The 17,843-nt window shown below is 70.7% G+C and carries 13 protein-coding genes; 3 read left to right on the top strand and 10 right to left on the bottom strand.

Going from position 1 to position 17,843, the window contains the following annotated elements:
* The 3 genes from QSJ97_RS23300 to QSJ97_RS23290 all read right to left on the bottom strand — a co-directional run.
* Positions 1-512: thiamine pyrophosphate-binding protein (locus tag QSJ97_RS23300; RefSeq protein ID WP_285674830.1), on the bottom strand; the 512-nt coding region annotated here is incomplete at its 3' end.
* A 145-nt stretch (positions 513-657) separates the two neighbouring features.
* A complete protein-coding gene (locus tag QSJ97_RS23295; RefSeq protein WP_285674832.1) occupies positions 658-2,097 on the bottom strand; it encodes an NAD(P)(+) transhydrogenase (Re/Si-specific) subunit beta in 1,440 nt (479 codons plus the stop codon).
* 15 nt (positions 2,098-2,112) lie between these two features.
* Positions 2,113-3,687: a Re/Si-specific NAD(P)(+) transhydrogenase subunit alpha gene (locus tag QSJ97_RS23290; RefSeq protein ID WP_285674829.1), complete on the bottom strand. Its 1,575-nt coding sequence runs from the start codon at positions 3,685-3,687 to the stop codon at positions 2,113-2,115.
* A gap of 296 nt (positions 3,688-3,983) precedes the next feature.
* Between QSJ97_RS23290 and QSJ97_RS23285 the strand changes: the two genes are divergently transcribed.
* Positions 3,984-5,534, top strand: a complete 1,551-nt coding sequence (locus QSJ97_RS23285; RefSeq protein WP_285674828.1) for a pentapeptide repeat-containing protein — start codon at positions 3,984-3,986, stop codon at positions 5,532-5,534.
* Positions 5,535-5,666: 132 nt separating this feature from the next.
* Complete coding sequence (locus QSJ97_RS23280) at positions 5,667-7,286, top strand: peptide chain release factor 3 (protein ID WP_285674826.1); 1,620 nt, start codon at positions 5,667-5,669, stop codon at positions 7,284-7,286.
* On the opposite strand, the gene QSJ97_RS23275 is transcribed toward QSJ97_RS23280, so the two are convergent.
* Positions 7,283-8,008 carry a VPLPA-CTERM sorting domain-containing protein gene (locus tag QSJ97_RS23275; RefSeq protein ID WP_285674825.1) on the bottom strand — a complete coding sequence of 242 codons (726 nt, stop codon included), beginning with the start codon at positions 8,006-8,008 and terminating at the stop codon, positions 7,283-7,285. The two genes, QSJ97_RS23280 and QSJ97_RS23275, sit on opposite strands and share 4 nt — an antisense overlap.
* Before the next feature lie 283 nt (positions 8,009-8,291).
* On the opposite strand from QSJ97_RS23275, the gene QSJ97_RS23270 reads away from it, so the two are divergent.
* The gene (locus tag QSJ97_RS23270; protein ID WP_285674823.1) at positions 8,292-8,498 is read left to right on the top strand and encodes a hypothetical protein; all 207 of its coding nucleotides are present in this window, start codon (positions 8,292-8,294) and stop codon (positions 8,496-8,498) included.
* 203 nt (positions 8,499-8,701) lie between these two features.
* Here the strand turns inward: QSJ97_RS23270 and QSJ97_RS23265 are convergent, their stop codons facing one another.
* From QSJ97_RS23265 to QSJ97_RS23240, 6 genes are all read right to left on the bottom strand, one after another.
* Entirely contained in the window at positions 8,702-9,742 is a 1,041-nt protein-coding gene (locus QSJ97_RS23265; protein ID WP_285674821.1) for a permease, read from the bottom strand.
* Entirely contained in the window at positions 9,739-10,611 is an 873-nt protein-coding gene (locus tag QSJ97_RS23260) for a transglutaminase-like domain-containing protein (RefSeq protein WP_285674820.1), read from the bottom strand. Before QSJ97_RS23260 ends, QSJ97_RS23265 begins: the two co-directional genes overlap by 4 nt.
* Positions 10,612-10,634: 23 nt before the next feature.
* A complete protein-coding gene (locus QSJ97_RS23255; RefSeq protein WP_352231140.1) occupies positions 10,635-11,045 on the bottom strand; it encodes an ArsR/SmtB family transcription factor in 411 nt (136 codons plus the stop codon).
* 133 nt (positions 11,046-11,178) lie between these two features.
* Complete coding sequence (locus QSJ97_RS23250; protein WP_285674819.1) at positions 11,179-15,264, bottom strand: Ig-like domain-containing protein; 4,086 nt, start codon at positions 15,262-15,264, stop codon at positions 11,179-11,181.
* A 317-nt stretch (positions 15,265-15,581) separates the two neighbouring features.
* On the bottom strand, positions 15,582-17,312 hold the full coding sequence (gene metG / locus QSJ97_RS23245; protein ID WP_285674818.1) for a methionine--tRNA ligase: 1,731 nt from the start codon (positions 17,310-17,312) through the stop codon (positions 15,582-15,584).
* 85 nt (positions 17,313-17,397) lie between these two features.
* Entirely contained in the window at positions 17,398-17,577 is a 180-nt protein-coding gene (locus tag QSJ97_RS23240; protein WP_285674817.1) for a hypothetical protein, read from the bottom strand.
* Between the last annotated feature and the right edge of the window lie 266 nt (positions 17,578-17,843).

Below are 17,843 nucleotides of genomic sequence, written 5' to 3'. Positions count from 1 at the left end.
CCCACCGCATCGGTCGGCACCTCGACATGCACCGGCCCCGGGCGCCCGGCGGCAAAGCGCGCGAAGGCGGCATCCACCGCCGCCACCGCGGCCTCGGCGGTCTCGGCCCGGTGCGATTCCCAGGCGACCCCGGCCACCGTGCCCTGCTGGTCCGGCATCTCGTGCAGCAGGCCCAGCCCGCGGCCCTGGCTCGCCGCCGGGTTGGCGCCGGAGACCACCAGCATCGGCACGCTGTCGGCCCGCGCCTGCGCCATCGGGGTGAGGGTGTTGGCGATCCCCGGCCCGGTGATCACGAAGGCCACCCCGGGGCGGCCGGAGGCGCGGGCATAGCCGTCGGCCATGAAGCCGGCGCCCTGCTCGTGGCGCGGCGTGACATGGCGCAGGCCCGCCGCGGCGAGGCCGCGATAGAGCCCCACCGTGTGCACGCCGGGGATGCCGAAGACGGTGTCGACGCCATGCGCCCCGAGCCGCGCCGCCAGCGCCTCGCCGAGTGTTGCGCCGAGTGTTGCCACGGGTGCTCTCCTCCCTGCCGGATGCCTCCCACCGGCTTCGGCCATCGCGGCCCCGCGCGTCAAGGACCGCGTGCCGGCGCCCCCGCAGACGGCACAGGGGCGGCGCCGGCCGGCACCGCCCCTGTCCGCCCTGCTCCGGTACGGCTCAGCCGAGATGCGGCAGCAGCGCGTCCATCGAGGCCTTGGCGTCGCCATAGAACATCCGGCTGTTCTCGCGGAAGAACAGCGGGTTCTCGATGCCGGAATAGCCGGTGCCGCGGCCACGCTTGCAGATGAACACCTGCCGCGCCTTCCAGACCTCGAGCACCGGCATGCCGGCGATCGGGCTGCCCGGGTCCTCCTGTGCCGCCGGGTTCACGATGTCGTTGGCGCCGATCACGATCACCACGTCGGTCTGGGGGAAGTCGTCGTTGATCTCCTCCATCTCGAGCACGATGTCATAGGGCACCTTGGCCTCGGCCAGCAGCACGTTCATGTGCCCGGGCAGCCGGCCCGCCACCGGGTGGATGGCGAAGCGCACGGTCTTGCCGGCCGCGCGCAGCTTGCGGGTGAGCTCGGAGACCGAGCCCTGCGCCTGCGCCACCGCCATGCCGTAGCCCGGCACGATCACCACGCTGTCGGCATCGTTGAGCGCCGAGGCGACGCCGTCGGCGTCGATCGCGATCATCTCGCCCTCCGGCCCCTCGGACGAGGCCTGCGCCTCGCCGCCCCAGCCGCCGAGGATGACGCTGACGAAGCTGCGGTTCATGCCCTTGCACATGATGTAGGACAGGATCGCACCCGAGGCGCCGACCAGCGCGCCGGTGACGATCAGCAGGTCGTTGCCGAGGGTGAAGCCGATCGCCGCCGCCGCCCAGCCGGAATAGCTGTTGAGCATCGAGACCACCACCGGCATGTCGGCCCCGCCGATCGCCATGATCAGGTGCCAGCCGATGGCGCCGGCGATCACCGTGACGAGCAGCATGGTCCAGATCCCGGCGCCGCCGAGATAGAGCCAACCCAGCGCCAGGCAGAGCACCACCGCGAGCAGGTTGATCTGGTGGCGGAACGGCAGCGTCAGCGCCGAGGAGGAGATCTTCCCGGCCAGCTTGCCATAGGCGACGATCGAGCCGGTGAAGGTGATCGCGCCGATGAAGATGCCGAGGAACAGCTCGACCTTCAGGATGTTGAGCTCCACCGGCGACTTCTTGGCGATGGTCGCCGCGAAGCCGGCGAGCTGGTCGACCGTGCCGTCGGCCTTCGCCGCCAGCGCCCGGCCCATCTCGATATCGGCGTTCAGCCCGATGAACACCGCGGCGAGCCCGACGAGGCTGTGAAAGCCCGCCACCAGCTCGGGCATCTGCGTCATCTGCACCTTGCCGGCGACGAAGGCGCCGCCGGCGCCGCCGATCACGATCGCCGCCAGGATGATCACGTAGCCGCCGACGCCGGGGCTCAGCACCGTCGCCCCCACCGCGAGGGCCATGCCGACGATGCCGTACCAGATCGCCCGCTTCGCCTTCTCCTGGTTGGAGAGGCCGCCGAGGGCGAGAATGAACAGAATGGCCGCCACCACATAGGCGGCCGTCACGAGACCTGTGCTCAGCATGGTTCCCCCCGATCAGCTTTTCTGGAACATGGCGAGCATCCGGCGCGTCACCAGGAAGCCGCCGAAGATGTTCACCGAGGCCATCAGGATCGACAGCCCCGCGAGGATCGTCACGATCACGCTCGCCGAGCCCACCTGAAGCAGGGCGCCGAGGATGATGATCGAGGAGATCGCGTTGGTCAGCGCCATCAGCGGCGTGTGCAGCGAATGCGCGACGTTCCAGATCACGTGGAAGCCGACGAAGCAGGCCAGCACGAAGACGATGAAGTGCTGCATGAAGCTGGCCGGCGCCACGGTGCCGACCGCCAGCAGCAGCCCGCCGCCGATCGCCAGCATCGCGGTCGAGCGGTTGGCCGCGCGCTTCACCTCGGCGAGCTCGCGCGCCGCCTTCTGCTCGGCGGTCTCCTCCGGCTCCTTCTTCTTCGGCTTCTGCGCCGCGATCGCCTTCACCTTGGGCGGCGGCGGCGGGAAGGTGATCTCGCCCTCGTGGCACACCAGGGCGCCGCGGATCACGTCGTCCTCCATGTTCACGTCGGGCGTGCCGTCCTTCTCCGGCGTCAGGTCGTCCATCATGTGCCGGATGTTGGTGGCATAGAGGTTGGAGGCCTGCGTCGCCATGCGCGAGGGGAAGTCGGTATAGCCGACCACGGTGACGCCGTTCTCCGAGACGATCTTCTCGTCCGGCACCGTCAGGTCGCAGTTGCCGCCGCGCTCGGCGGCGAGGTCCACCACCACCGAGCCCGGCTTCATCGCCCTGACCATGTCCTCGGTCCAGAGCTTCGGCGCCGGCCGGCCGGGGATCAGCGCGGTGGTGATCACGATGTCGATCTCGGGCGCCAGCTCGCGGAACTTCTCGAGCTGCTTCTCGCGGAACTCCGGCGAGGACGGCTTGGCATAGCCGCCGCTCTCGGCGCCGTCGGTCAGCTCCTCCTCGAAGTCGAGATAGACGAACTCGGCGCCCATCGACTCGATCTGCTCCGCCACCTCGGGGCGCACGTCGAAGGCCAGCGTGATCGCGCCGAGCGAGACGCTGGTGCCGATCGCCGCCAGCCCGGCGACGCCGGCGCCCACCACCAGCACCTTCGCCGGCGGCACCTTGCCCGCCGCGGTCACCTGCCCGGTGAAGAAGCGGCCGAAACTGGCGCCCGCCTCGATCACCGCGCGGTAGCCGGCGATGTTGGCCATCGAGGACAGCGCGTCCATCTTCTGCGCCCGGCTGATGCGCGGCACCATGTCCATCGCCAGCACGGTCAGGCGCTTCTCGTTCATCGCCTTCAGCAGATCCTCGTTCTGCGCCGGCCAGACGAACGAGATCAGCGTCTTGCCCTCGGGCGCCGCGGCGACCTCCTCGAGGCTCGGCCCGCGCACCTTGACCACGACATCCGCCGCCGCCCAGAGCGCCGCCGGCCCCTCGACCACCTCGACCCCGGCGGCACGATAGGCCTCGTCGGAGAACGAGGCCGCAGCGCCGGCGCCCGCCTCGATCACGCAGTCGTAGCCGAGCTTCTGGAGCCGTCCCGCGCTTTCCGGTGTGAGCGCGACACGGCGTTCGCCCTCGAAGACCTCTCTGAGTGCCCCTATCTTCATCTCTGTCTGTCCCTCCGGTCAGTGTCCTTGGCGCCGGCGCGGCTCTCCCCCCGCCTTCAGCGGGCGCGCACGGAGGCATTTCTAAGCGGACCGTTCCCCGCTGCATAGCAATAGTGCATGCACCGCGCCCGATCCGCACGGAATGCGGAAAATTGCCCATGCGTGAATGTCTGGCAAGCCGGCATCACCGCGCAGGCCCCGCACCCGCCGGCCGCCGACGCCCCGCCGCCGCCGGCCCGGCCTTGCACCCCCGCCCCGCCCGGCTAGTCTGGTCCCGGCATTTCCGGGGAACACAGATGGCAGACGAACAGCATTTGGAATGGCTCCGCGAAGGCACCGAAGCCTGGAACAGCCGCCGCAAGGAACACCGTTTCAGACCGGACCTCGGGGGGGCGGACCTCTGGGGGGAGGACCTGGGGGGGGCGAACCTCGGGGGGGCGAACCTCGGGCGGGCGAACCTCGGGCGGGCGAACCTCGGGGGGGCGGTCCTCGGGGAGGCGGACCTCAGGGAGGCGAACCTCGTACAGGCGGACCTCGGGCGGGCGGACCTCAGGGGGGCGATCCTCAGGGGGGCGGACCTCAGGGAGGCGATCCTCGGGCGGGCGATCCTCGGGGGAGCGGACCTCGGGGGGGCGAACCTCAGGCGGGCGATCCTCGGGGAGGCGGACCTCAGGGAGGCGAACCTCGTACGGGCGGACCTCGGGCGGGCGATCCTCAGGGGGGCGGACCTCGGGGGGGCGAACCTCGGGGGGGCGGACCTCGGGCGGGCGAACCTCGGGGAGGCGGACCTCGGGGGAGTGGATGTCCGATCCTTCGATGTCGCCGACGATCGGATCGTATACTCCGGGGCGGGCACAAGCGATGGCAGCGCCCCGGAGTATAGGACCGACCTTTCCACCGCGCTGAACCTCACGCAAGGCCAGCTCGACACCATGCACGGCGACCGCTGGACGAAGATCCCCGCCCGCCTCCAGCGCCCCGCCCGCTGGCTGGAGGAGGGCGGCCCCGATGCAGATCACGATGGGCGCATCGAGCCGCTGCCGCCGAAGCCGCCCCGCATCCGGTTCACCCCGCCGGCCGCGTTCGAGACCCGGGAAGACCGGCTCCATGTCGAGCATTTCGCGACCCGGTCGGAGCCGCAGAGGGCCAGTGCCACGCCGCTCGACGCTGCCGCGCGGGAGCGCGCCCGCCACGCGCTGGCCGACACGGCAAACTCGGTCAAGAATGCGCTGGCGACATACAGGCGGCAGGAGGATGCGGCCTCGTCGAACCGCGTCGGCCCCGCCGGCCAGATGCTCCGCTATGCCGAGAAGCTGGAGAAGGCGCTCCGTGCCCCGGAGGCGGAGTTCCTGCCGATGGTGCTCTACGACAACATCGAGATCCTCGCCGCCTCGGCAGAGGACTTCCCGGCGCTCGAAACCAGCGACGCCTCGGCACTGCCGCTCCTGATCCGCCGCGGGCGCGGCCTCTATGCTCAGTATCCCGAGATCGCCGAGATCCTCGACCCGACCAACCAGCGCTTCTTCCCCGACGAGCTGCCGCTCGGCACCTCGGAACTGATCGCGCGGATCGAGGAGCTTGTCGGATCGGAGGCGGGCCGGGAGGTCTTCTCCGAGAACACGCGCGATCTGGTCGCGACCGAGGCCGCGGCCCCGGTCCCGCCCGGGGCCGATGCGGAGCGGACCAGGTTCGCCCGCTTCGCCGGCATCGTCGGAGAGATGTGGCGGGAGATGTCCCGCTATGCGGCACTTGTCCAGAAGGGCGTGAACAACACGCACAGCTGGATCGCGACCTACGAGAAGGTGCTCGAGCTCTGGAAGATCCTCGAGCCCTTCATCGGTGGCTGAGCGCCCCGCGCGCCTCCCGAGGCCGGTGGGGGCCCGTCAGGGTGCGGCCTGGCGCCGTCCCGGCATGGGTGGGTGGGGCCTCGGGAGGCGCGCGGCCTTTCCAGCCGCGGGCCGCTCGGCTATACGCCCCCCATGCTCGACGAAGAGAACACCCGCGGCCGCAATGCCGCCCCGCTGCCCCCGGAGATCGCCCGCCGGCGGACCTTCGCGATCATCTCGCACCCGGATGCCGGCAAGACCACGCTGACCGAGAAGCTGCTGCTCTATGGCGGCGCGATCCAGGCCGCCGGGCAGGTGCGTGCCAAGGGCGAGGCGCGGCGCACGCGCTCGGACTTCATGAAGCTCGAGCAGGAGCGCGGGATCTCGGTCTCGGCCTCGGCGATGTCGTTCGAATGGGGCGGCTACTGGCTCAACCTCGTCGACACGCCGGGCCACGAGGACTTCTCGGAGGACACCTACCGCACGCTCACCGCGGTGGATGCCGCAATCATGGTGATCGACGGCGCCAAGGGCGTCGAGAGCCAGACCCGCAAGCTGTTCGAGGTCTGCCGCCTGCGCGACCTGCCGATCCTCACCTTCTGCAACAAGATGGACCGGGAGAGCCGCGACACCTTCGAGATCATCGACGAGATCCAGGAGATGCTGGCGCTCGACGTCACCCCGGCCTCCTGGCCGATCGGCATGGGGCGCGACTTCCTCGGCGCCTATGACCTGATCGGCGACCGGCTCGAGCTGATGTCGCGCGCCGACCGCAACCGCAAGGCCGAAAGCCTGGCGATCCAGGGGCTCGAGGACCCGGCGCTGGCCGGGCATGTCCCCGCGGACCAGCTCGAGACCCTGCGCGAGGAGGTCGAGATGGCCCGCGGGCTGCTGCCGGCGCTCGACCCGCGCGCGGTGCTCGAGGGGCACATGACGCCGATCTGGTTCGGCTCGGCGATCAACTCCTTCGGCGTCTCCGAGCTGCTGGCCGGGATCGGCCGCCTGGCGCCGCCGCCGCAGCCGCGCCGCACGCTGTCGCGCCAGGTCACCGCCGACGAGGACAAGGTCTCGGGCTTCGTCTTCAAGGTGCAGGCCAACATGGACCCCAAGCACCGCGACCGGGTCGCCTTCCTGCGGCTCTGCTCGGGCCATTTCCAGCGCGGCATGAAGCTGCGCCACGTGCGCACCGCCAAGCAGATGGCGATCTCCTCGCCGGTGCTGTTCCTGGCCGCCGAGCGCGAGACCGCCGAGGACGCCTGGGCCGGCGACATCATCGGCATCCCCAACCACGGCCAGCTGCGCATCGGCGATGCGCTGACCGAGGGCGAGGACCTGCGCTTTGCCGGCATCCCGGCCTTCGCGCCGGAGCTGCTGCAGGCGGTGCGCGCGGGCGACCCGATGAAGGCCAAGCATCTCGACAAGGCGCTGATGCAGTTCGCCGAGGAGGGCGCCGCCAAGGTGTTCAAGCCGACCATCGGCGGGGCCTGGATCGTCGGCGTGGTCGGGGCGCTGCAGTTCGACGTGCTGGCCAGCCGCATCGAGGGCGAATACGGCCTGCCGGTGCGCTTAGAGCAGACCCAGTTCTCCGGCGCGCGCTGGATCACCGGGCCGAAGGAGGCGCTGGAGCGCTTCGCCGCGCAGAACAAGGGCCACATGGCCACCGACCACGACGGCGACCCGGTCTATCTCACGCGCCTGCAATGGGACATCGACCGCGTCGGGCGCGACTGGCCCGACCTCACCCTCTCCGCCACCAAGGAGACGCTGGTCTAGGCGGCGCCCCGGCGCCTCCCCGCGATCCAGCCAAGCCCGCCGAGCCCGGCGAGCAGCAGCGGCAGGCCCGCCGGCAGCGGCACCTCCGAGGTGATCTCGGAGAAGGAGAGGTTGCCGCGATCCGCGGTGTCCGGGGTCTCGAGGCGGACCTCGCCCGAGGGGGTGCCGACCCGGATCTGGAAGTACCCGTAGTCGTCGAGCGCCAGCAGCGCCGCCAGGTCGGGAGGCTCGGTGCCGGAGAAGATCGTGTGGTCGTAGTCGTAGGCCGTCAGCTCGATCAGGCCCAGCGTGGCGCCGCCGCCGAGATCCACGGGCGTCTGGCTGCCGACGCGAAAGAGGTCGATGAAGTCGGAGCTGCGGTCGGCGATGCCGTCGGCCACGTAGAGGCTCTCGTTGGCGTTCAGGCTCGGCGCGGTGGCGAGCACGACATCCCCGATCGTCACCTCGAAGCCGAGATAGGGGCGGAACGCGCCGTCGAAGCGGTACAGCGTGGAGTCGTGCTGCAGTTCGCTGTAGGCCGCCGCCCCGGTGTCGAAGCTGACCCTTGCGGTGGCGGTGCTCGGCGCCGGGCCGGTGCCGCCGATCGCCTCGTAGAAGGCGCCGGTCTCCGCCAGGTTGGCGATCTGGATCTCGAGCGTGCGCACCGCCGCCGCGGCGGGCTGCACCGCGAGGCCCGGCGCCAGTGCCAGAGCCAGTGCCAGTGTCGGAAACAGTCCCCGCATCGCGATCCACTCCGCTGCCGCAAGGCCGTGAATATGTAGCTTTTAAAGACGAAAAGATACAGGATCCGTGGGCCGGGTCCAGCGCCGTTGCGTGACGCTTTCGTGGCAGCGGCAGGGCCGCGGACAGGGCGCCGGCGCCGGCCTGCCGGGCATTCTCCGAAAATCCGCAGGTATTTCGCGTCGAAGCCGGAGCTTTTTTGCGTTTTGTTAACCAAGTTCGGAGAAGACTTGGCCCCGGCAAGCCAATAATCCTTGCTGTGTGAGTAACCAAGGGTGTTGTGTGATGTGGAACGATGCTTTGCGTGATCTCGGGCCTGGGCACCGGTTCGCCCCCGGGGCCGAACCGGGAACGGTGGAAAAATTCATCGCCGACATTGCCCAGAACGGGCTCGATCCTGCCAACCTCCCCGTGCTGCTTGCCGCGGGTTTCATGATGGCTGTCTGGATCACCGGCCGGCACCTGCAAGTCTGGAGCCGCGACCGGTACTGAGACCGGGCGGCGCCGCGGTCTCTCCCCCCCGCGGCGCCGATCCGCCGGCCGGCCCGCCGTCCGTCACCCCCTCCGGACCGCGCGCCCCCTCCAGCCGGATCTCGACCGGACAGCATCGAAAAGGCCGGCCCGCATGATGCAGGCCGGCCTTCTTCAGCGCCCGCGGCGGCCCGCCGGGCCCCCGCTCCCCGATCCCTGCCCGGTCAGCCCATATAGGCGCCGAACACCAGGCCGAACAGGATCGCGCCGCCGATGCCGAGGCCGACATACATCCCGAACACCGGCCGCTTCACCAGCGCGAACACCGCCGCCATCGCCGGAATGCAGCTCACCGAGCCGGCCATCATGAAGGCCATCGCCGCGCCGGGGCTCATGCCCTGCTCGATCAGCCCGGAGACCAGCGCCGGCGCGGCATAGCCGTTGAGATAGGCCGGCGCGCCGACCAGCGCCCCGGTGATCACCGGCAGCACGCCCTCGCCGCCGACCACGCCGGCGATCATCTCCGCCGGCACGTAGTGGATCAGCAGCCCCTCGAGCAGATAGGCGAGGCTCATCCACTTCACCAGGAACAGTGCGTTCTCCAGCGCCGCCTCGCCGAACAGCCGGCGCCGCGGCGCCTCGTGCCAGAAGCGCCAGACCGGGCGCTGCCGGCCGTCGATCCCGGTGCCGCAGCAGCTGCCGCAGGTCTTGCGCGCGCGCAGCGGGTCGGCAAAGGCGCCGGCGCGCACCATGGCCTGCATCACGAAGCCGCCCATCAGCCCGACCAGCACCGCGAAGAGCACCTTGCCGACGGCGAATTCCGGCCCCAGCGCGCCCATGGTGATGAAGAACTGCGGCGGGTCCATCAGCGGCGAGGACAGCCAGAACGCCATCACCGCCGAGAGCGGCGCCCCGGCCGCCAGCAGCGCCGCGACGAAGGGGATCACCTCGCAGGAGCAGAACGGCGCGACGCCGCCGACCAGCGCGGCGACCAGGATCATGCGCGATTCGCGGCCCCTGAACGCCTCGGCCAGCACGCCCTCGGCACCGGAGGCCTTGAGATAGCCGATCAGCAGCACCGCCAGGGTGATGTAGGGCGCGGTGCCGGCGAAGGCGCCGATCGCGGTCTCAAGCACCGTCGGCGCCCGCACCGGATCGAGCAGCGCCACCGCCAGCGGGATCGCCAGCACCAGCAGCCAGACCGCGTCGGCCCGGCGCAGGCGCCCCAGGGCGAGCTGCGCGCGCTGCAGGACAAGCTCGGTCATGCGTGTTCCTCCTCGAGTGAAATGCGAACCGGCGCCGTGCGCAGCGTGCCCCCGGGCAGCACCCAGAGCGGTTCGGAAAAATGGCTGATCTCGGCGCGGCCGAGCGGGGTGTCGAAGGCCAGCCCGCGCCCGCAGCTCAGCGCGACGCGGCGCCCGCCGGCCGGGTTGAGCCCCGGGCCGAGCGCCGGCACGCCCCATTTCAGGTGATGCGCCACGTCCCAGAATTCGGGCGGAGAATCGGCCCCGCCCGCCGCGCGGAAGCCGAGCCAGCAATGCATGTCGGGCGTGGTGCTGCGCCCCGGGCCGAACCAGTAGCCGGCGAAATACTGCCCCTCGATGCCCTGCGACAGCGCCGCGGCGAGCACGAAGGTGTTGATGTCGACGCAGCTCCCGCGGGTGGTGCCGCAGAGCGCGGGCACCGCGGCGTGGCCATCGGTGAAGCGCGCCTCCGGGTGGTCGTAGGCGAAGAGCCGCGCCGCCTCGGCGATGATCGCGCGCAGCTTCGCCGGCCCGTCGGCGGCGCCGGCGGTGCAGTCCGCCGCCTGGGCGCGCAGCCCGGCATCGGCGATCACGTGGCGGCTCTCCGGCAGCGCCCAGATCCAGGGCTCGGCGGGGGCCAGCGTCGCGGCGCCGTTCGCCGGCATGTCGAAGCCATACTCGATGGCGAGCGGGGCGCCGGCGCCGCCGGCGGGGCGCAGCAGATAGGCCCGCTGGCCGGCATTGGTGGCGCCGATCTCGCGGATCTCGGCCACGCCCGCGGCGGCGAAGCCGGTGAAGCGCTGGCCCCAGAAGGCGATCGGCCGGGGCAGGATCGCCCAGGCGCCGGGCGGCGCCGCTTCCTCGATCTGCACGCGGACACGGCGCTGCATCGCCTTCCCTCCCCGGCGCCCGGCTAGTCGCGGGTCGCGGCCGCCGCGGGCGCGCCATGGGCGCAGGCGGCGCCCCCGGCCTCGTCGCGGCAGCATTCGCTGATCAGGTAGTCGGCCAGGTCGCGCACCTCGTCGAAGCGCGCGCGGCAGATCAGGCTGCGGCCGTGGCGGATCTGCTCGATCAGCCCGGCGCGCACCAGCGCCGCGATGTGGTGGCTGAGGGTCGAGCCGGTGATGCCCAGCCGCTCGCCCAGCGCGCCGACCGCGAGGCCGCCCTCGCCGGCGCGCACCAGGATGCGCAGGATCATCAGCCGCGGCACCGAGCCGAGCGCCGCGAAGGCGCGGGTCATCGCCTCGGCGGTCTCGCAATCCTCGGCGAGGATCGTCGCCTCGGGCGCAGCGTCGGATTCGGGATTGGTGACCGTGTTTTCCATGTTTCCAATATTGTCGAACAGTTTCGGTTTGTCAAGCGCGGGTCCGGATACGACAAAGGGGGCGCCGAAGCGCCCCCCTGCATCCGGATCATGGAAGCCTGCCCCGCAGGCTGCCGCTGGGTCAATACGCCGGTCAGGCGAAATCCCAGGTGCCGGGCTCGACCTCCTCGAGGGTGGTGACCTCCGGCGAGGCGGCGATGTTCTCCGGCGAGACCGAGAACTCCACCAGCATGTCGGCGCGGGTGAAATCCGGGCTGGCGAGGCGGCCGAGCCAGAAGCCGGTGCCGATGTCGTCGCCCTCGCGGCCGAGCACGTTGATGAACATCTGGTCGACGAACTCGCGGTCCGACATCTCGTCGACATCGCCGAAGCTCTCCTCGAACTCCGGGCTGTCGAGGAAGAACTGCGCGATCTCGGTCTCCGAGAAGCCGGTGGCCAGCGCGTCGATCCAGAAGTTGAGCCCCTCGGTGTCGATGTTGCCGTCGCGGTCTAGCCCGGCCTCGTAGATGTAGGCGATGCGCTGGGCATCGGCGAGCGCGATGCCGTCCGAGCTGACCGCGGCCTCGGCGACCTCGACGGTGACCATCGCGCCGGCGCTGGCCGAGGTGACGATGCCGCCGATGCCGTCGGTGGCCTGGTACTCGAAGCTGGTCTGGCCGACGAAATTGGGCCCGGCGCGGAAGATCAGCTGGTTGTCCTCGGTCAGCACCACGCGGCCCTCGCTGGGGTCGGGCTCGCTGACGATGGTGATCGAGAGCGGGTCGCCGTCCGGGTCGACATCGTTGGCCAGCACGTCGATCAGGATGCTCGCGCCGGTCTCGGTGGCGCCGCTGTCGTCCTCGGCCACCGGCACCTTGTTGGGCCCGGTGCCCTGCACGGTGATGGTCAGCGTCGCGGTGTCGGTGCCGTCCTGGCCGTCGGAGATCGTGTAGTCGAGCTCGAGCATCCGGGTCTCGCCGATCTCGAGCCCGTCGAAGGCGCCGGCCGGGTCGTAGAGGATGCGGCTGCCGTCGCCGGAGATCGCGGCGGTGCCGAGCGCCTCTTGGTCGCCGTCGATCAGGGTGAGCGCGCCGATCCCGGTGATGGTGAGCGGGTCGCCGTCCTGGTCGCTGTCATTGGCCAGCACGTCGAGCGCGGCCGGGCCGGAGCTCGAGGCCACGGTGGCGCTGTCGTCGATGGCGCGCGGCGGGATGTTGTCGCTGTCCGAGCCCTGGATCACGATGCTCAGCGTCGCGGTGTCGGTGCCGCCATTGCCGTCGGAGACGGTGTAGGCCACCTCGACGGTGCGGGTGTCGCCGAGCTCGAGGTCGAAGAAGTCGCCGTTCGGGTCGTAGATCACCGACTGGCCGTCGCCCGAGATGCTGACGGTGCCGAAATCCTCGCGGTCGTTCTCGACCAGGGTCAGGCCGCTGAGCCCGGTGATGCTCGGGCTGTCGCTGGCATCGGCATCGGTGACCGACGTGGCGACGATGCCGAAGGCGGTGCTGCCGGCATTCTCCGAGATGGTGCGGAGCGCGTCCTCGGCCTCCGGCGCGTCGTTGACGCCGGTCACGGTGATGTCGACGGTGCCGGTGGCGACGCCGCCGCGGACATCGACCAGCGTGTAGTTGACCACCTCGAGCCGGGTCTCGCCGGCGCCGAGGAACTGCAGCGCATCGCCCGGGTCATAGCTGACGATGCCGGTCAGCGGGTCGTAGCCGGCGGTGCCGAGCAGCGCCGAGGTGTCGCCGAGGCCGTTGAGCTGGAAGGCGTCGCCATCCGGGTCGGAGGCGTTGTCGGTGACGTCGACCTGCACCTCCGCGGCGTCCTCGTCGATGCTGAGCGCGTTGGTCTCGACCTCCGGGGGGCGGTTGGCCTGGGTCGACTCGACGGCACCGAGATCGCCATAGGTGATGCCGTCGTTGCCGAGGAGGGGCAGATCGACGTTGCGCGGGTTGCCCTCGCCGCGGGCATCGGTGGAGATCAGCGTGAGCTGCTCGCCGTCGCCGTCGAGATCGATGCCCTGGGTCGACTCGCTCAGCAGGTCGAGCCGGCCGCTGTCGAGCGCCGGGTTGGAGCTGATCTCCGAGAGCTTCACGGTGGCCACCGGGCCGCCATTGTCGGCGAGCTGGCCGGCGGTGACGCCCTGCACCAGCTGGTAGGTGATCTCGAAGAGGTCCTCGGCGGTGTAGGTGCCGGTGTCGAGGATCGCGCTGCCGCGGATCTCCTGCCCGGCGAGCTCGCCGGCCGCGACATCGTTGGCGCCGACGCCGCCGGTCGCCGCGTTGCCGATCACGATGCTGTCGCCGAACAGCGCGTTGCCGGCATGGAACAGGCCGCCGCCGGCGCTGTCGCCGCCGTCGGTGCGGTTGCCGGTGACGGTGGACTTGAACAGCACCGCCTCCGCGGCGGCGTAGATGCCGCCGCCGGCCGAGCCGGTGCCGTCGGTGGCGTTGGCCGCGACGGTGGTGTTGGTCAGCGTCGCGGTGCCGACGGCATGGATGCCGCCGCCCTGCGCGTCCTGGCCGTCGGTGCTGTTGCCGCTGACGGTGGAGTTGACGAGGAACACGTCGTCGCCGGCATGGATGCCGCCGCCGGTGGCGCCGGTGCCGATCGTGCTGTTGCCGGTGATCGTGGTGGCGGTGGCGATCAGCTTGCCGAGCGCCGCGACGCCGCCGCCCGCGGCATTGCCGCCGGAGGTGCTGTTGTCCTGGATGTTGCTGCCCGAGAGCGTCACCGCGCCGAGGCCGAAGATGCCGCCGCCGAGCGCGTCGGTGTTGACGGTCGCGTTGTCGAGGAAGGTGCTGTCGGTCACGGTGATGTCGGCATCCGCCGCGAGGCCGCCGCCGGAGGCGCCGGTGCCCACGGTGGTGTTGTCGCTCAGCACCGAGGTGGCGATGCTGGCCAGCCCCGCGGAATAGACCCCGCCGCCCGCCGAGCCCGCGCCGGTGGTGGTGTTGCCGTCGATCTCGCTGTCGGTGACCGTGGCGACGACCCGCGCCGCCAGCGCGCCGCCGCCGGAATTGTCGCCGCTGGTCGAGTTGCCGCTGACCGGCGCGGCGGTGTTGGCCAGCGTGACCTCGCTGCCGAGCACCGCGCCGCCGGCGCTGTCCGCGCCGGTGGTGGTGTTGCCGGTGAGCGTGCTGCTGGTGATCTCGACGGCGTTGGTGGTCTCGATCGCGCCGCCGCCGGAGCCGTCGCCGGTGGTGCCGTTGCCGGTGAAGGTGCTGTTGGTGATCTCCGCCGAGGTCGCCTTGAGCGCGCCGCCCGGGCTGTTCTCGCCGGCGGTGCCGTTGCCGGAGAAGAGCGCGTTGACGAGGGTCGCCACGGCGCCGGAATAGGCCGCGCCGCCCGAGGCGGTGTCGCCGTCGCCGCCGGCCTGCTGGCCCGCCCCGGGCGCGGCGCCGGTGGCGTTGTTCTCGAACACCGTGCCGTCGACCGTGAGATCGCCGCCGGCATAGACCGCGCCGCCGCTGGCGCCATCGCCGGAGGTGGTGTTGTCCTCGAAGCGGCCGTCCTCGATGGTCAGCGTGGAGGGGGTGAACACCGCCCCGCCCGAGGCGCTCAGCCCCAGGGTGGCGTTGCCGGAGAACTCGACATTGGTCAGCTCGATCGCGCCGAGCGCATAGACCGCGCCGCCCTGCGCCGAGCTGCCCTCGGTGCCGTTGTCGATGAACTGCGTGACGGTCGGGTCCTCGCCGATCATCGGGCCGTCGTCGATGGTGACGGTGCCGGTGGCATAGACCGCGCCGCCATGCGCGGCGTCGCCGGTGGTCTGGTTGTTCTGGAAGATCGAGTTGGTGATCTCGAGATTGCCCGAGACCGAGACCGCGCCGCCGCTGGAGCCGCCGCCGCTGGTCGACGCGTTCCGGACCGTGACGCTGTCGAGCGAGAGGTCGCCGAAGGCCTGGATCGCGCCGCCGCCGCCGCTGGTCGCGGTGCCGCCCTCGAGGATCAGGCCGCGCAGCTCCAGCGAGTCGCTGCTGGAGAACTCGATGATGCGCTGGCCCTCGGCGGCGACCAGCCGGGTGGTCAGGTTGCCGGAGATGCGCAGCCCGTCGGTGATCTGCAGCGCGCTGTTCAGCTCGATGGGGTAGAAGACCTCGTCCCCCGCGAAGTTGAAGACGATCAGATCGTCACCCTCGTTCGCGTTGGCGTCGATGATCGCCTCGCGCAGTGATCGGACGCCGTCATTGGCGTCGATGACATCGAGGTTGGTGGTGACGAAGTAAGTTGCCATGCTGGTCGGTCCTCTAGGATCGGAGACACGGCGCGGGTGCGCCGGGGGCTACCTCGGACGCCGGTGCAGTTGCGGCTCGGGAGCTCGAATCGCGCGGACCATAAATCCGCAGAAGGTCGAAAACAACGTCAGCCCGGCACCACGGCGCATAACGGGTATGTTATTCGCTATACCCGCGTCAAGGGGCCATGTCGGGGCCGGTCCGCGGCTGCCGGGCGGGCTCGGAAACTACCCGCGTTTTGGTTAATATGCCGTTAAAATTGCGCATGAATTCGCGTTGACGGCGGAGCCGGAAACGGCGCCGCCCGCGCGGTTTCTCAACTGCCCGAGAAACGTGCCGCCATCTCGTCGCGCGCCTCGTCAGTTATCTTCGCGAAGAGGTTGTCGGGCACGGCAAATCCATGCCCGCCGGGCAGTGCCGCGAGGGCCGCCCCGGCGCTTTCGGGCCAGGCTTCGGCGGCGTCCTCCACGCCGAAGGCGCGCAGAATCGCGTCCGAGGCATCCGGCAGGAAGGGGCGCGACACGATGCCGTAGAGCCGGCAGAGGTTGAGCCCGAAGCGCACCGCCGCCGCGGCGCGGCCCGGATCGGTCTTGAACGCCGCCCAGGGCGCCGCCGCCTGCAGGTACTCGTTGCCGGCAACCCAGATCGCCCGGGTCTCGGCCGCGGCCTTGCGCAGCTCGATCGCCTCCCAGTGCCCGGCCAGCGCCGCCAGCCGCCGGTCGATCTCCGCCGTCACCGCCGCCTCGGCCTCGCCATAGGAACCGCCCTCGGGAACGTTCTCGCCGAACTTCGACCGGCAGAACTTTGTCACGCGGGAGACGAAGTTCCCGAGAACATCCGCAAGGTCCTTGTTGACCTGGCCCTGGAAGCCCTCCCAGGTGAAGTCGCTGTCGGCGCTCTCCGGCGCATTGGCCAGCAGCCACCAGCGCCAGTAGTCCGACGGCAGGATCTCCAGCGCCTGGTCCATGAACACGCCGCGGCCCTGCGAGGTGGAGAACTTGCCGCCCTCATAGGTCAGCCAGTTGGTCGACTTGATGAAGTCCACCAGCTTCCACGGCTCCTTGCCGTCGAAATTCGCGCCCATCAGCGTCGCCGGGAAGGAGAGGGTGTGGAACGGCACGTTGTCCTTGCCCATCACCTGCACGTAGCGGACATCCCCGGCGCCGTGATCCTCGCGCCACCAGCGCAGCCAGGCCTCCTCGCCGAGCCCGTGCGCATCGGCCCATTCGGCGGTGGCGGCGATGTACTCGATCGGCGCGTCGAACCAGACATAGAAGACCTTGCCCTCCATGCCCGGCCAGTCGGCCTCGCCGCGCTTCACCGGGATGCCCCAGTCGAGATCGCGGGTGATGCCGCGATCCTGCAGCCCGTCACCGTCGTCGAGCCATTTCCGCGCGATCGAGGTGGTGAGCACCGGCCAGTCGGCCTTGCCGTCGATCCAGTCGCGCAGGCGGCTGCGCATCTTCGACTGGCGCAGATAGAGATGCTTGGTCTCGCGCAGCTCGACATCCGGAGAGCCGGAGATCGCCGAGCGCGGCGCGATCAGGTCCACCGGGTCGAGCTGCTTGGTGCAGTTCTCGCACTGGTCGCCGCGCGCCCGGTCATAGCCGCAGTTCGGGCAGGTGCCGATCACGTAGCGATCCGGCAGGAAGCGCCCGTCGGTCGGGGAATAGACCTGCCGGGTGGTGACCTCCTCGATCAGCCCGGCCTCGGCGAGGCGCCCGGCGAAATGCTGGGTGAGCCGGTGGTTGCGCGCCGAGGAGGAGCGGCCGAAATGGTCGAAGGAGAGGCGGAAGCCGTCCGCCACGGTCTTCTGCAGGGTCCACATCTCGGCGCAGTAGTCGGCGACCTCGCGCCCGGCGGCGGCGGCGGCCAGCTCGGCCGGTGTGCCATGCTCGTCGGTGGCGCAGATCAGCAGCACCTCGTGGCCGCGCGCGCGCATGAAGCGGGCATAGGCGTCGGCGGGCAGCTGGGAGCCGACGAGGTTCCCGAGATGCTTGATGCCGTTGATATAGGGCAGGGCCGAGGTGATGAGGATGCGCGCCATGGGTGCCTCCGCTATTGCCGGGCCTCTATAGCCGCGGCATCGGCGCACGGAAAGCCCCCCGACCCGCGGCCGTCACCCGGGGCGGTCAGTCGGAGGCGCGCTCCAGCGCCTCGAGCTCGGCCTCGAGTTCCGCCTCGATCCGGTCTCCGGTCTCCGCCTGCACCGCCCCGGGGCGCCCCGGGGCCAGCGAGCCCTCCTCGAACAGCGCGAAATAGGCGGCCACTGCGGCTCCGATCAGCAGCAGCACACCAAGGATGAGCGCCATCGACGGACGCGACGCCTGAGTCATTCCAGCAAATCCCCCAACAGCGCGAAACTCCGGACAAATCCTTAACAATGCCCCGATCATAGGCTGCCGGCGGCGATTTGTCAGGTGAAGTTCCGCGCGAGCTGCCTGAACCGTGAGGGCAAATCGGCGATTGGTCGGCGTCGCGCTCAGATCCCGCCGGCGGCGGCGAGCGCGGCCTCGAGCCGGGCGAGCTCGGCATCGAGCGCGGCGCGGGCGGCGGCGTCCTCTCCGCGCAGCGCCAG

The sequence above is a fragment of the Paralimibaculum aggregatum genome, from assembly GCF_030270585.1.
Lineage (GTDB): Bacteria > Pseudomonadota > Alphaproteobacteria > Rhodobacterales > Rhodobacteraceae > Thermohalobaculum > Thermohalobaculum aggregatum.
The sequence above is the reverse complement of the archived record's forward strand: the minus strand, read 5'-3'. Positions and strand labels throughout refer to the sequence as shown.

What these genes read in the sequence shown, in the direction of transcription:
- QSJ97_RS23285 (WP_285674828.1), top strand. Translation starts at nt 3,984, where the DNA reads ATGGCAGACGAACAGCATTTGGAATGGCTCCGCGAAGGCACCGAAGCC.
- QSJ97_RS23280 (WP_285674826.1), top strand. Translation starts at nt 5,667, where the DNA reads ATGCTCGACGAAGAGAACACCCGCGGCCGCAATGCCGCCCCGCTGCCC.
- QSJ97_RS23265 (WP_285674821.1), bottom strand. Translation starts at nt 9,742, where the DNA reads ATGACCGAGCTTGTCCTGCAGCGCGCGCAGCTCGCCCTGGGGCGCCTG.
- QSJ97_RS23260 (WP_285674820.1), bottom strand. Translation starts at nt 10,611, where the DNA reads ATGCAGCGCCGTGTCCGCGTGCAGATCGAGGAAGCGGCGCCGCCCGGC.
- QSJ97_RS23275 (WP_285674825.1), bottom strand. Translation starts at nt 8,008, where the DNA reads ATGCGGGGACTGTTTCCGACACTGGCACTGGCTCTGGCACTGGCGCCG.
- QSJ97_RS23290 (WP_285674829.1), bottom strand. Translation starts at nt 3,687, where the DNA reads ATGAAGATAGGGGCACTCAGAGAGGTCTTCGAGGGCGAACGCCGTGTC.
- QSJ97_RS23240 (WP_285674817.1), bottom strand. Translation starts at nt 17,577, where the DNA reads ATGGCGCTCATCCTTGGTGTGCTGCTGCTGATCGGAGCCGCAGTGGCC.
- QSJ97_RS23270 (WP_285674823.1), top strand. Translation starts at nt 8,292, where the DNA reads ATGTGGAACGATGCTTTGCGTGATCTCGGGCCTGGGCACCGGTTCGCC.
- QSJ97_RS23250 (WP_285674819.1), bottom strand. Translation starts at nt 15,264, where the DNA reads ATGGCAACTTACTTCGTCACCACCAACCTCGATGTCATCGACGCCAAT.
- QSJ97_RS23255 (WP_352231140.1), bottom strand. Translation starts at nt 11,045, where the DNA reads ATGGAAAACACGGTCACCAATCCCGAATCCGACGCTGCGCCCGAGGCG.
- metG (WP_285674818.1), bottom strand. Translation starts at nt 17,312, where the DNA reads ATGGCGCGCATCCTCATCACCTCGGCCCTGCCCTATATCAACGGCATC.